Origin of the sequence: Undibacterium sp. TJN25 (assembly GCF_049339885.1) — a bacterium.
GTDB lineage: Bacteria > Pseudomonadota > Gammaproteobacteria > Burkholderiales > Burkholderiaceae_D > Undibacterium.
In genome coordinates this window covers 187,058-199,878 of the sequence record NZ_JBMPPM010000009.1, presented here as the reverse complement: position 1 = coordinate 199,878, position 12,821 = coordinate 187,058, and the positions used below count along the sequence as shown (strand labels likewise).

General features: G+C 55.3%; 14 protein-coding genes. 7 read left to right on the top strand and 7 right to left on the bottom strand.

Going from position 1 to position 12,821, the window contains the following annotated elements:
* Positions 1 to 52 precede the first annotated feature (52 nt).
* The 4 genes from argF to ACO0LO_RS21905 form a co-directional block, all read right to left on the bottom strand.
* On the bottom strand, positions 53 to 973 hold the full coding sequence (argF, locus tag ACO0LO_RS21920) for an ornithine carbamoyltransferase (protein ID WP_422967378.1): 921 nt from the start codon (positions 971 to 973) through the stop codon (positions 53 to 55).
* A gap of 211 nt (positions 974 to 1,184) precedes the next feature.
* Positions 1,185 to 2,093, bottom strand: coding sequence for a ribosome small subunit-dependent GTPase A (gene rsgA / locus ACO0LO_RS21915; RefSeq protein WP_422967376.1), 909 nt, complete (start codon positions 2,091 to 2,093; stop codon positions 1,185 to 1,187).
* Positions 2,093 to 2,446, bottom strand: a complete 354-nt coding sequence (locus ACO0LO_RS21910; RefSeq protein ID WP_422967491.1) for a 4a-hydroxytetrahydrobiopterin dehydratase — start codon at positions 2,444 to 2,446, stop codon at positions 2,093 to 2,095. Before ACO0LO_RS21910 ends, rsgA begins: the two co-directional genes overlap by 1 nt.
* 32 nt (positions 2,447 to 2,478) lie before the next feature.
* Positions 2,479 to 3,735 carry a M48 family metallopeptidase gene (locus ACO0LO_RS21905; protein WP_422967374.1) on the bottom strand — a complete coding sequence of 419 codons (1,257 nt, stop codon included), beginning with the start codon at positions 3,733 to 3,735 and terminating at the stop codon, positions 2,479 to 2,481.
* Positions 3,736 to 3,869: 134 nt separating this feature from the next.
* Between ACO0LO_RS21905 and orn the strand changes: the two genes are divergently transcribed.
* Positions 3,870 to 4,469: an oligoribonuclease gene (orn, locus tag ACO0LO_RS21900; RefSeq protein ID WP_422967372.1), complete on the top strand. Its 600-nt coding sequence runs from the start codon at positions 3,870 to 3,872 to the stop codon at positions 4,467 to 4,469.
* Positions 4,470 to 4,546: 77 nt separating this feature from the next.
* Here orn and ACO0LO_RS21895 read toward each other — a convergent pair whose 3' ends face one another.
* Entirely contained in the window at positions 4,547 to 4,903 is a 357-nt protein-coding gene (locus ACO0LO_RS21895) for an FKBP-type peptidyl-prolyl cis-trans isomerase (RefSeq protein ID WP_394777318.1), read from the bottom strand.
* 216 nt (positions 4,904 to 5,119) lie between these two features.
* Here ACO0LO_RS21895 and ACO0LO_RS21890 point away from each other — a divergent pair, with 216 nt between their 5' ends.
* The 6 genes from ACO0LO_RS21890 to ACO0LO_RS21865 all read left to right on the top strand — a co-directional run bounded on the left by ACO0LO_RS21890 (position 5,120) and on the right by ACO0LO_RS21865 (position 11,114).
* Complete coding sequence (locus ACO0LO_RS21890; protein WP_422967370.1) at positions 5,120 to 6,100, top strand: cytochrome D1 domain-containing protein; 981 nt, start codon at positions 5,120 to 5,122, stop codon at positions 6,098 to 6,100.
* 25 nt (positions 6,101 to 6,125) lie between these two features.
* Positions 6,126 to 6,899, top strand: coding sequence for a polysaccharide deacetylase family protein (locus tag ACO0LO_RS21885; protein ID WP_422967368.1), 774 nt, complete (start codon positions 6,126 to 6,128; stop codon positions 6,897 to 6,899).
* 81 nt (positions 6,900 to 6,980) lie between these two features.
* Positions 6,981 to 8,051 (top strand): sterol desaturase family protein, encoded by a 1,071-nt coding sequence (locus tag ACO0LO_RS21880; protein WP_422967367.1) that lies wholly within the window; start codon positions 6,981 to 6,983, stop codon positions 8,049 to 8,051.
* The gene (locus ACO0LO_RS21875; RefSeq protein WP_422967366.1) at positions 8,051 to 8,860 is read left to right on the top strand and encodes an EI24 domain-containing protein; all 810 of its coding nucleotides are present in this window, start codon (positions 8,051 to 8,053) and stop codon (positions 8,858 to 8,860) included. The genes ACO0LO_RS21880 and ACO0LO_RS21875 overlap by 1 nt, the downstream gene beginning before the upstream one ends.
* Positions 8,861 to 8,913: 53 nt before the next feature.
* Entirely contained in the window at positions 8,914 to 9,699 is a 786-nt protein-coding gene (locus ACO0LO_RS21870; protein ID WP_422967364.1) for a competence/damage-inducible protein A, read from the top strand.
* A gap of 11 nt (positions 9,700 to 9,710) precedes the next feature.
* Positions 9,711 to 11,114: a TAXI family TRAP transporter solute-binding subunit gene (locus ACO0LO_RS21865; protein ID WP_422967362.1), complete on the top strand. Its 1,404-nt coding sequence runs from the start codon at positions 9,711 to 9,713 to the stop codon at positions 11,112 to 11,114.
* A gap of 212 nt (positions 11,115 to 11,326) precedes the next feature.
* Here the strand turns inward: ACO0LO_RS21865 and ACO0LO_RS21860 are convergent, their stop codons facing one another.
* On the bottom strand, positions 11,327 to 11,692 hold the full coding sequence (locus ACO0LO_RS21860; protein WP_422967360.1) for a hypothetical protein: 366 nt from the start codon (positions 11,690 to 11,692) through the stop codon (positions 11,327 to 11,329).
* 228 nt (positions 11,693 to 11,920) lie between these two features.
* On the bottom strand, positions 11,921 to 12,637 hold the full coding sequence (hutC, locus tag ACO0LO_RS21855; RefSeq protein ID WP_422967359.1) for a histidine utilization repressor: 717 nt from the start codon (positions 12,635 to 12,637) through the stop codon (positions 11,921 to 11,923).
* Positions 12,638 to 12,821 lie beyond the last annotated feature (184 nt).

Genomic DNA, 12,821 nt, shown 5'->3' with positions numbered 1-12,821 from the left:
ATTTTTGCACATGCTGCGCAGTCTCTTCATGCGCCGCATTGACTGGTCTTCTTTATTTCTCTTCTATCTTGCCGACAACCAGGTATTCAAGCAGCGCCTTCTGTATATGCAGGCGGTTTTCCGCTTCATCCCAGACCACCGACTGCGGGCCGTCGATGACGCCGGCCGATACTTCTTCGCCGCGGTGCGCGGGCAGGCAGTGCATGAATAGCGCGTCCGGCCTGGCCCTTGCCATCTTGGCTTCATCGACGATCCACCCGTCAAAAGCCTTCAGGCGCGCCTGGTTTTCTTCTTCGTAGCCCATGCTGGTCCATACGTCGGTGTTGACCAGGTCAACGCCTGCGCAGGCATCGGAAGGATTGTCGAACAGTGTGTAATTTTTGTTGGCGGGGTCCACGAGCTTCGCATCGAGGTCATAGCCTTTGGGCGTGGATACATTCAGGTGAAAGCCGAACACCTGCGCTGCCTGCAGCCACGAGTACAGCATATTGTTGGCGTCGCCTACCCAGGCCACGGTCTTGCCGGCGATGGAGCCTCGGTGTTCCACATAGGTAAACACATCGGCAAACACCTGGCAGGGATGGTGTTCATTGGTCAGGCCGTTGATGACGGGCACGCGCGAATTCGCGGCAAAGCGCTCGATGATGTCCTGGCCGAAGGTGCGGATCATGATGATGTCGCACATGCGGGACATGACCTGGCCGGCATCTTCCACAGGTTCGCCGCGGCCCAGCTGGCTGTCGCGTGTATTCAGGTAGATGGCGGCGCCGCCGAGCTGGTGCATGCCGGCCTCGAAAGACAAGCGGGTGCGGGTCGAATTTTTTTCAAAAATCATAACCAGCGTGCGGTCCAGCAAAGGATGATAGGTATCGTAATTCTTGAATTTGCGCTTGATGACGCGCGCACGTTCCATTACATACTCGAATTCGTCCAGCGTGAAGTCGGAAAACTGCAGAAAATGTTTGATAGCCATAAAAGGAATCGGCAGCAATAGGAAATTTGCTGCCGCTTGATTATAACTGCTTCATTATAAGGGATTTATTGACGTTTTCCGATATAAATTAAGAACGATGCGGCCAAACAAAAAATGGGCTGGACGGATTTAAGCAAATTTTCTTGGATTTCTGCGGCGTATTCCTGCCTGCCGCCTTACATTAATTGCCGTTGCCTGCATCAGATCCGGCTTATCTTGTATAGCCCATGGTCTGCGCTGCTTCATGCACCAGTTGCTCAAACAGATCATGCCGCATTTCAGCAATGTCGCCGCTCTTTACTGCTGCCAATATCGCGCAGCCGGGTTCGGCGTGGTGATGGCAGTTGTAGAACTTGCAATGGCCCAGATGCGGCAGGAATTCGGGGAAAGCGCGTTCCAGCATGCCTTCGCTCAGATGGTGCAGGCCGAACTCCTGGAAGCCTGGCGAATCGATGACGGCCGACGCCGCATCCATCTGGTACAAGCGGGTAAACGTGGTCGTGTGCTTACCGGTATCCAGCGCCGCGGAAATCTCGCGCGTGGCGATCTCGGCATCGGGGATCAGCAGGTTGATCAGCGAAGACTTGCCCATGCCGGACTGGCCGATGAGGATGGTGCTTTGGCCTTCCAGCAATGCCAGCAAGGTGGCGCGGGTGGATTCAGGCGCTGCGGTGACCGACACTTCATGCACCGGGTAGCCGAGGCCTGCATACAGCGCAACCCTCTCCCGGGCACGCGGCAGCAGTGCGGTCACGTCGGTCTTGTTCAGTACGATGTGCGGTTTGATGCCTGAAGATTCGGAGGCAACCAGTGCGCGCGATACCAGGTCGTCAGCGAAGCTGGGCTCGGTCGCAACGACAATCATCAATTGCGTCAGGTTAGCGGCCAGCATCTTGGATTTATACTGGTCGGAGCGGTATAGCAAGGTCTTGCGCGGCGTGATTGCTTCGATGACGCCCTGGTTTTTTGACGTCAGCTGGTATTCGACAACATCGCCGACGGCGACATCGCTTTTCTTGCCGCGGGTGACGCAATGCAGCTTGATGTCGCCGGCCTGCACCAGGTAGTGACGGCCGTGCGCGGCAATGACGGTGCCGTTCTGTCTTTCGATTGCAGCCATCAGCAGAAAGTCTGCTGATGCACGGTATCCACCTTGGCGGCGCAGATAAAGTCGTTTTCCGAAATACCGCCTTTGCCGCCGTTGACGGTATGCGTGTCAAACTTCACGACGCAGCGGTTGTAAGTCACCACCAGTTCGGGATGATGGTCCTCCACGTGGATCACATAGGCAATCGCGTTGACGAAAGCCAGGGTTTCATAATAGTTCTTGAATTCATAGGTCTTGACGATGCGCGGGCCTTGCTGCAGCCAGCCCGGCGTTGCTGCAAGGTAGACGGGCAGGCTGGCGTCGTCCAGTGCGGTTTCTGTGTGCTGGCATTTTTTTGCCAGCAAGTCTGAAGTTTTAATCATGATATTACTCTTTAAGTTGATTCAGTCAGCCGCCATCAGGCGGCAGTTAACTTGTGGATGCGCACAGATGCAGGCGGGTGTGAATCGTAAAAGGCGGAATGTAGCGGGTCCGGCGTCAGGGTAGATGCATTGTCTTCATATAGCTTGACCAGTGCGGCCACCAAGTCACCGGCATTGGTATGCTTGGCAGCGAAAGCGTCTGCCTCGAACTCATGCTTGCGTGAGCTGATGGACGTCAGCGGCGACAGCAGGAAGGTAAATACCGGCAGGCTCAGCATGAACAGGATCAGCGCCATCGCATCATTCCTGGCCAGCAGCATGGGCTCAACGCCAAGGCCGGTAAAGAACCACAGTTGCTGCTTCAGGAAGCCCAACAGGGCCAGGAAGCCCAGCGACACGATGAACATCACCACGATGCGCTTGACGATATGCTTCAGCTTGAAATGCCCCAGTTCGTGCGCCAGCACGGCTTCGATCTCTTCCGGTGCAAGACGCGCCAGCAGCGTGTCAAAGAAAACGATGCGCTTGGCGGCGCCAAAACCGGAAAAATAGGCATTGCCGTGGGCGCTGCGCTTGGAGCCATCCATGACGAACAGACCTTTGGATGCAAATCCCACACGCTGCATCAGGCCCTCAATGCGGCTGCGCAGGGCATCATCCGACAATGGGGTAAACTTGTTGAACAGCGGGGCGATGACAGTAGGAAAAATCACCATCATCAGCAATTGGAATGCGCTCCAGACTATCCACGCATACAGCCACCACAGGTCTCCGGATTTTTCCATCAGCGTCAGCACCACCCAGATCAGCGGCAGGCCGATTGCCGCACCTAAACCTGCACTCTTCAGCATATCGCCGAAAAACAGGCCGAGCGACATCTTGTTGAAACCGAATTTTTCTTCCAGCACAAACTGGCTATAGTAATCAAACGGCAACTCCAGCAAGCTGCTGATGATGGCGAATGCCGCCAGCAGGCTGATCTGGTAGCCCATGCCGGGTCCGGTAAGATGGACGATTTCCACGCTCAGCCATTGCAGGCCGCCAAACAGCGTGAAGCCGATCAGCACGGCCGCATTGAAGACCATGGACAGCATGCCGAACTTGGTCTTGGCGACGGTGTAATCCGCGGCCTTCTGGTGCGCGGCCAGCGGGATCTTCTCCGCAAACTCGGCGGGTACGGCTTGCCTGTGTCTCAGGATATGCTTGATATGGCGGGAGCTCAGCCAGAAGCGCACTGCCAGTGTCAGCAGCAGGAAAACGATGAATAAAACAGAAAATGCCAGTGAATACATGCGATGCCTGTGAGAAAATGCGGTATCGGAAGCTGTTCGGCTATTATGCGCCTCGCTTTTATGTCCTGCACAAGGGCAGGGGAAGCACGCGCATAGCCTGAAAAGCAGCCACTTTTTAGAATAAGGGAAGAATTATGTCACAAGCTGCGGATGATCAAGCAATTGCGCCGGTAACTAATACGCCGCCGGCAAAGCCGAATGAATTTAACCTGGTGTGGCTGGACATGGAAATGACCGGCCTGGACCCGGACACGGACCGCATCATCGAGGTGGCCGTGGTGGTAACGGATTCACAGTTGAACATCCTCGGCGAAGGCCCGGTATTCGCGATTCACCAGGCGGACGAGACGCTGGACAAGATGGATGCCTGGAACAAGGGCACCCATGGCCGTTCCGGCCTGATCGAGCGCGTCAAGGCCTCCACGGTAACGGAAGCAGATGCCGAGGTGGCGCTGGTTGAATTCCTGAAAAAATACGTTCCTGCGGGCAAATCGCCGATGTGTGGCAATACGATCTGCCAGGACAGGCGCTTTATGGCGCGTGGTATGCCTAAACTGGAAGCGTTCTTCCACTACCGCAACCTCGATGTTTCCACATTGAAAGAATTGTGCAAGCGCTGGAAACCTGAACTGGCCAGCGGCTTCAAGAAACACCAGAAGCATACTGCGCTGGCAGATATCATCGAATCGATTGAAGAACTGAAATACTACCGCGAGCATTTCATCAAGGAATGATTGCTTTAGTGCAAAATAAAAAGGCTCCATAAGGAGCCTTTTTTTACTGCGTGCATCGGGTAGTAAACACTTAAGTTTTACACGCCCAGCAATTCCACTTCAAAAATCAGTGTTGCATTGCCTGGAATAACGCCGCCGGCACCGCGGGCGCCGTAGCCCAGGTCGGAGGGAATCGTCAGCAAGCGTGTGCCGCCGATTTTCATGCCTTGCACGCCTTCATCCCAGCCCTTGATCACATGGCCTGCGCCCAGTGGGAAAGAGAATGGATCATTGCGGTCTTTGCTGGAATCGAACTTCTTGCCTGCGCTGCCGTCAGGGTTTTGCAGCCACCCGGTGTAATGCACGACGACGTGGTCGCCTGCCTTGGCTTCATCGCCGGCGCCGACTGTCACGTCTTCATATTGCAGGCCGGACGGAGTAGTAATTGTAGACATCTTATTTCCTCTATGTGATCTGAAACTGGCGCAATTGTAGTCTAAAAATCTGGCTTCTTCTCATGCCGCGCCATAGTTTGCATAAGGCCTGCCGCAAAATTATTTGATATTTCGCAAAAGAAGGTAAAAAAAGTGAGAAATTGTTCTCAAAATTAAATTTGGCGCAACATGCGGGGTAAAATACTATCAGTCATCAATTTAAAGCGGTATTTATTCATGCGTAGTCGTTTCCTCTGGTTGTCGGTTGTCTTGTCGCTCTGCAGTTCCCTGGTTGGCGCCCATGCGGCGAATAATGCGAATGTGGTCGTGGTGCTGAATTCGCGCGATGCGACTGTCAGCCTGCTGGATCAGAATACCTACAAGGAACTCAGCACCTTCGCCGTCGGCAAGGAACCGCACCACCTGATGGCCACGCCGGACAACAAGTCGCTGATCGTCGCCAATGCAGTGGGTGACGAACTCGTATTCCTTGATCCCAAGACCGGGCAGATACAAAGGCGCGTCAAGGATATCGCCGACCCCTACCAGATCGGTTTTTCACCGGACCAGAAATGGTTTGTATCGAATTCGCTGCGTCTCGACAGGGTGGATGTCTACCACTACGACGGCAAGGAATTGACGCTGGCCAAACGTGTGCCGCTGGCAAAACTGCCCAGCCACATGGCGTTTGACGCCGCCAGCACCACCGTCTTCATCACACAGCAGGGCAGCGACCAGATTTCCGCCATCGACCTGGCTAGCCAGAAAGTAAAATGGACAATTCCCGTCGGCAAGGTGCCGGCCGGGATAGCAATGACCCAGGACGATAAATATCTGCTGGTCGGCATCATGGGCAGCGATTATGTCGAAGTCATCGACTGGCGCACGCAGAAAACCGTCAAGCGTATCAAGGCCGGCGCCGGCGCGCATAATTTCCGTGCCTTTGGCGACAAGCGCTATACCTTTGTTTCCAACCGCATTTCCAACACGATCAACATCATCGACCAGAATACGCTGGAAAATGTGGGAACTATCCCTGTTCCCGGCGGTCCAGACTGTATGGAACTGACGGATGATGGCAAGACGTTGTGGGTGACGCTGCGCTGGATCAAGAAAGTGGCGGTCATTGATGTTGCAAGCAAAAAGGTCATCAAGCTGATTCCGGTCGGACGTTCCCCGCATGGCGTATTTTTCCTGAACAGCGCTCCCCGAATTTAACGACCAGATATAACGCAGGCGATCAATGAAAGTTTTCCTTGCAGCCTGCATGACGGCCGGGCTGATGGCTGGTTTGCTGCAGCCGGCCCTTGCCGAGTCCCGCGCGGACTGCAAAGGCACGATCTATCTCACTTTCGATACCGGCAGCCAGTCCCAGGCCGAATTTATTGCCAAGACGCTGCGTGAGCAGCATATCAAGGCCACTTTTTTCCTGGCCAATGAAAAAACCGTCAAGGGCGACTATTCGCTGGATCCTGGCTGGGCGCCTTACTGGCGTAGCCTCGTCGAAGACGGCCATGCCTTCGGCACCCATACTTTCGACCACGTGTACGTTGTGCGCGACCTGCCCGGCGGGCATATCCAGGTAAAACCGCAGTTTGGTGCGCAGGCAGGCAAACTGCTGGACTGGAGTCCGCAGCAGTATTGCGAGGAGATCAAGCGCGTGGACCAGCGCTTCCTGCAACTGACCGGCGCGCATATTGACCATTACTGGCGCGCACCCGGCGGCAAGCTGACGCCCAACCTGGAAAAAGCAGGCAAAGCCTGCGGCTATGCGCATGTAGCCTGGGCGCCGGCGGGATTTTCTGGCGATGAACTGCCAAGCGAGAAGTGGAGCAATCCACTCTTGCTGAAGCGCGCGCTGGACCACCTGAAAGACGGCGACATCTTCATGGCCCATCTGGGCATCTGGTCGCGCAAGCAGCCGTGGATGCCGGAGAACCTGCAGCCGCTGATTGCCGGCCTGAAGCAGAAAGGCTATTGTTTTGCTACATTACGTGAAAACTCCCAATACAAGTAAGCCGGTGCCGGCTTTGCTTGGGTTTTTCATCCGGTATTGTCAATGCCACAAATATCGCAAATCCTCCGGGATGTCAATTTGATGAATTTTTCTATTTTTTCAGACCTGTTTGCCAACGCGCAAGCCTGGGTTTTCGAGACCATCGTGCAACCGCTGATGTTTTACGTCGGACTGGGTGAATATATAGAAGACGCCTTTGAAGGCGTGGAATGGTTCCTGATCGGGGTTTGCCAGCTGGTGATCCTGTATATCCTGCTGCGCCCGCTGGAAGCAAAGCTGCCGGTGCATAAATTCACCGACCCCCGCGCGCGCTGGAATGATTTTATTTATACGGCGCTACACCGGCTGGGCGCCTTCTCTGTGCTGCTCTTTTTTGTGCTGGACCCGGTGCTCGATACGCTGACCGGCCTGCTGCATCTGGAAGGGGTGAACCCCTTCAACCTGGAAGATATCTGGCCCGGCATGCTGGACCATCCTGTACTGGTGTTCCTGCTGTATCTGGTAGTGCTTGACTTCTTCGATTACTGGTACCATCGCGCTTCGCACCAGTTCAACTGGTGGTGGGGGCTGCACAGCCTGCACCATAGCCAGCGCAACATGAATTTGTGGAGCGACGACCGCAACCACTTGCTGGATGATTTCCTGCACGGCATTTACATGGGCCTGATTGCGATTGCCGTCGGCGTGGAACCCGGCCAGTACATCCTGCTGGTGACCGTGTCGCAGATGCTGCAAAGCTTGCAGCATGCCAATGTGCGTATCCATTTCGGCGCCATCGGCGAGCGCCTGCTGGTATCGCCGCGTTTTCACCGCACGCACCATGCCATTGGCGTGGGCCATGAAACCCGCGGCAAGGGAACCTTGGGCGGACATAATTTTGCGGTGCTGTTTACCATCTGGGATATTCTGTTCGGCACCGCGCTGTTCGACAAGGAATATGCGATGACCGGCATACGCGACCAGTTGCCCAGCCCCGAGGGCAGCGGCAGGGAATACGGCCAGGGCTTCTGGCATCAGCAATGGCTGGGCCTGAAGCGCATGGTGGGACGCGACAGGCCTCGTGATGCAGGCCACAAAACGCTGCTGCGACAAGATCCGGCACACGAACCGTTTCAGCACCAGCAGCCTGCCGAGCAGCAGGGGCAAGGCTGATGCGCGATATCATGCGGGCCTGGGGCAAGGCGCTGGCCGCCCAGTTCCACTATAAAATATTCTTGCTGACGGCGTTGCCGTTTATCCTGTCCATCGTGCTGTGGGGTGTGGCCATGTGGTGGGGCTTGCAGTATCTGGTGGACACGATCCAGTCCTATTTTGTCGATCACGACGGTTTCCAGTTGGCCGGCCGGCTGCTGGGCATGGTGGGGCTGATTGCGCTGAAGACGGTCATCGTGCCGCTGATTGCAATGTGGCTGCTGCTGCCGCTGATGATTCTGACCTCGCTGTTGTGCATCGGTGTTTTTGCGATGCCGGCGATCAACCGCTATGTGAGCCGGCGAGATTATCCAGAGCTGGAAATGCGCGAGGGCGGCAGCCTGCTGGGCAGCCTGTGGCGTGCATTCTCCTCTTTTGTTATTTTTGCAGTACTATGGCTGGTCACGTTGCCTCTCGCACTGATCCCGGTGCTGAGCCTTGTCGTGCAGCCGCTGCTGTGGGGGTGGCTGACCTACCGCGTGATGGTCTATGATGCACTGGCCGAACATGCAGATGCGGAAGAGCGCGAGCTGCTGACGCGTCAGCACCGCAGCGCGCTGCTGGCAATAGGAACCATTGCTGGCATCTTCGGTGCGGCACCCAGCCTGCTGTGGCTTGGCGGCGTGCTGTCGGTCGTGTTTCTGCCTGTCTTTGCCGGGCTGTCCATCTGGCTGTACCTGCTGGTGTTTGTGTTTACCGGCCTGTGGTTTCAATATTATTGTATGGAGGCGCTACGGCAGCTGAGGGGGCGCAAGCTCGAACCTGCCTGACCTTCGCTGAACCTGCTGATCTTCGGCACACCCTGTTTCCATCGGAGAGTGATATGGCAATTGGTCTGATTATCATTGGCGATGAAATCCTGTCCGGCAAGAGGGCGGACAAGCATCTTCCCAAATTCATCGAAATCCTTGCTGCGCGCGGCCTGCAGCTGGCGTGGGCGGAATACGTGGGGGATGAACCTGCCCGTATCATTTCCACGCTCAAGCGCACTTTTTCCGGCAACGACATCGTCTTCGTCACCGGTGGCATTGGCGCCACGCCAGACGACCATACGCGCCAGTGTGCCGCGGCTGCGCTGGATTTGCCGTTGGCACTGCATCCGGAAGCCAAGACGCTGATCCAGCAAAGAATTACCGACATGGCGGCGGAAGCCGGCAAACCGGCCAATCTCGATACGCCGGAGAACTTGCACAGGCTCAAGATGGGCGAGTTTCCGCAAGGTGCTGAACTGATCCCCAATCCGTTCAACCGCATCCCCGGCTTCGCCATCCAGAACCATTATTTCGCCCCCGGCTTTCCTGTCATGGCCTGGCCGATGATGGAATGGGTGCTGGATACGCATTATGCGCAGCTGTTTCACCAGGAGCCGCGTGCCGAAAAATCGGTGCTGGTGTTCGAGGCGATGGAGTCGACATTGACGCCGTTGATGGAATCGATAGAAAGAGAATTCCCTCTGGTAAAGGTATTCAGCCTGCCCAGCGTTGGCAATCACCAGATTCGTCGGCATATAGAACTCGGCGTCAAAGGCGAACCGCAGCAGGTGGATGCCGCCTTTGATGTACTGCTGACGGGGCTTGACGGTTTCAATGCCGAATATGTTCCCGCCTGAAGGGCTGCGCAATGAGCGGGCCACTGCCTTCCGTGCGTAAATTCATGCCCAAGATGAATTTTTCCAGGGTGTCGCTACGCGACCTGCTGGTGGCGTTCGGCCCCATTACGCTGATGGTCATTGTCGTCTGCGGCCTCGGCTACTGGCTGGTGGATCCGGCGCCGCCCAAGGAAGTCGATTTTTCGACGGGACAGGAAAACAGTGCTTACGAAACATTGGCCAAACGCTACGTCACCGAGCTGGCCAAGAACAAGGTCAAGGTTAACCTGTCCCCTTCACTTGGCTCGCAGGAAAACCTGGCGCGCATCATCGATCCGGACTCCAGCATTGAAATCGGCTTTGTGCAAAGCGGTTCCACAGACCAGGCGGATGCCGAAAGCAAGGGCCTGATATCCCTCGGCAGCCTGTTTTATGAGCCGGTCTGGCTGTTTTACCGCAGTAATAAGGACATCACGTCCATCACCAGCTTCAAAGGCAAGCAGATCAATGTCGGGCCGGATGGCGTTGGCGTGGCACGGCTGTTCAAACAGATATTGTCCGTCAACGGCATGGACGCGGCCGACGTGAAACTGGGCACGCTGGAAAACACGGCCGCCACCGTGGCGCTGCTGGACGGCAAGATCGATGCGCTGGTATTCAGCTCCGCGTCTGATTCCCCCTTGCTGCAAATGCTGCTGCAAACTCCCGGCATCAAGCTGTTCGATTTTGTGCAGGCGGAAGCTTATACGCGGCGCTTTCCTTTCCTGTCGCACGTGGTCCTGCCGAGAGGCATTGTCGACCTTGGCCGGGATATCCCCTCCAAGGACTATCACCTGATCTCTCCGACCGCAACCCTGGTGGCGCATGAGGGCCTGCATCCGGCGCTGATCGACCTCTTTGTAAAAGCCGCACAGGATATTCACAGCAATGCCGGCTGGTTCCAGAAACAGGGCGAATTTCCGTCAGACCGCTATACCGAGATTCCTGTAGCGCCTATCGCCGAAAAATTCTATAAAAATGGGCCGCCCATGCTGCAACGCTACCTCAGCTTCTGGGTCGCCAATTTCGTCGAACGCATGTGGGTGGTCATTGTGGCGCTGGGCGCACTGATACTGCCTTTGTCAAAAATTATCCCGCCGCTCTATGTATGGCGCATTCGCTCCCGTGTGTACCGCTGGTATGGGCAGTTGCGCACTGTTGAGCAGGCCATCGAGGAAGTGGCAGATGGGCAGCATCAGCAGGTTTATGCGCGGCAGTTGCAGAGGCTTGACGATATCGAGGAGAAAGTGAATCACATCTCCATCCCTTTGTCGTTCGCTGAGGAGTTGTATGGCTTGCGTAGCCATATTAATTTTGTTCGTACGCGGATATTGTTATTGATGAAGGGGCAGGGGGAGATGAGTTTGGAGGCTGCGCCTGAGCCTATGCAGGCTTGAGTTTGTTGATGGTAGCTTTGTGTCGACCGTCGCTTAGGGTTTGAGACTGCTGGTCGGGGGTAGCCCGACAGCTACTTACTTCTTCTTGCTTCGCCAAGAAGAAGTAAGCAAGAAGAAGGCGACCGCAGACTTGCCCTTCGGGTGATGAGGCTATGCCTCATCACATTTTGCGCACCGCCAAAAATGGGAAATGGGCGAAACTCGCCTTCGGCTCAGACAACACCCATTTCTGATCCATTTTTCGCAGAGCACAAAATGCTGCGTCCCGAGCGGGGGTTAAAGTCAAAAGCAGCTTTAAAAGCAACCCCAACGCCAAATTCAAAAACAACCCCAACAGCCACACCAAGCCAGCTCAATTTCAGATAATTAGGTTCTTTCGAAAATGGAGAATCTGGTTGCCGCTGCTTTTGACTTTGCAGTTGCGGTTGCCGTTGCAGTTGACGTACCCCCGCTCGGGACGCTGCATTTTGCTGCGTGACAGAAAATGGATCAGAAACAGGTGTGTCTGAGCCGAAGGCGAGTTTCGCCTGTTTCCCATTTTTTGTCATGCAGCAAAATGTGATGGCGCTTTGTGCCATCACCCGAAGGGCAAGTCTGCGGTCGCCTTTTGTTTGCTTACTTTATTTTGGCGAAGCAAAATAAAGTGAGTAGCCGCCGGGCTACCCCCGGCCAGCAATCCTAGCTAACATCACCCTTCGAGCAGAAGGCTAATTACGTTATCGTACCCTTACAAGAAGTGCTACATGCAAGTCTTTGACGGAGCCGGTAGCTTCAGCAAACACGCAAATCAAAATTTGCAAAACTTTCTAAAAGTTTCCCGCGAACTGATAACGATTCCCCGGATGCCACATAGTCACCACCGACGCCACCTTTCCCAATGATAGCGTCTGCCGGTGCAGCACCAGGCAAGGTTCTTTCACCGGGATCTGCAGCATGTCGGCGATCTGCTTGGGCGGATTCACGGCTTCTATGCTGTAGTGCACACCCTGCAAGGGGGCGGCTACCATCAGGTATTCATTCGGTGTGATGCGGGAGAAGTCCTGTTCCAGATAGTCCGGTGCGACATCAGGATTGACCCAGCGGTCTTCTACCTGGATGGGGATGCCGTTTTCAAAATGCACGATGATGGAATGGAACAGCTTGCGTTCCTGTTTCAATTTGAACTGGCGCGCCAGCAGCTCGGCTGGTTTTGCTTCTACAAGCTGATGCAGTTCACTGTGGTGCTGGTGGCCGCGGGCGCGGACTTCATCGGCGATGCTTTTGATTTCGACCAGCGTCGCCTGATATTTGTGCTGGGCGACATAGGTGCCGGAGCCCTGGATGCGGGTTAGGATCTGCTCGGTGGTCAGCTCGCGTACCGCGCGGTTGACTGTCATGCGCGAGACGCCGAATTCCTTGGCCAGCACCTGTTCCGAAGGGATGGCATCGCCTTCCTTCCAGGTGCCTGCCTGTACCTCTTTCAGCAAATAGTCCTTGATGCGCTGGAATGCCGGGGCCTGCTCCTGCTGTTCTTTTTTTGCCACGCTGTCCTCTGCCTGAAATTCTCATCTTTTTTAGAACACATCCCACTGCTATGGATGAAGTGCGTTCTAGTGTTGCATGGTAACACCAGAAACTGCCCGTCCATGCGGGCGGCTCCATGCGAATTATTTTTCCAGGCTGTCCGAATTTATTCACATAGAATCCGCTTGCAAAAGTTGTATATAC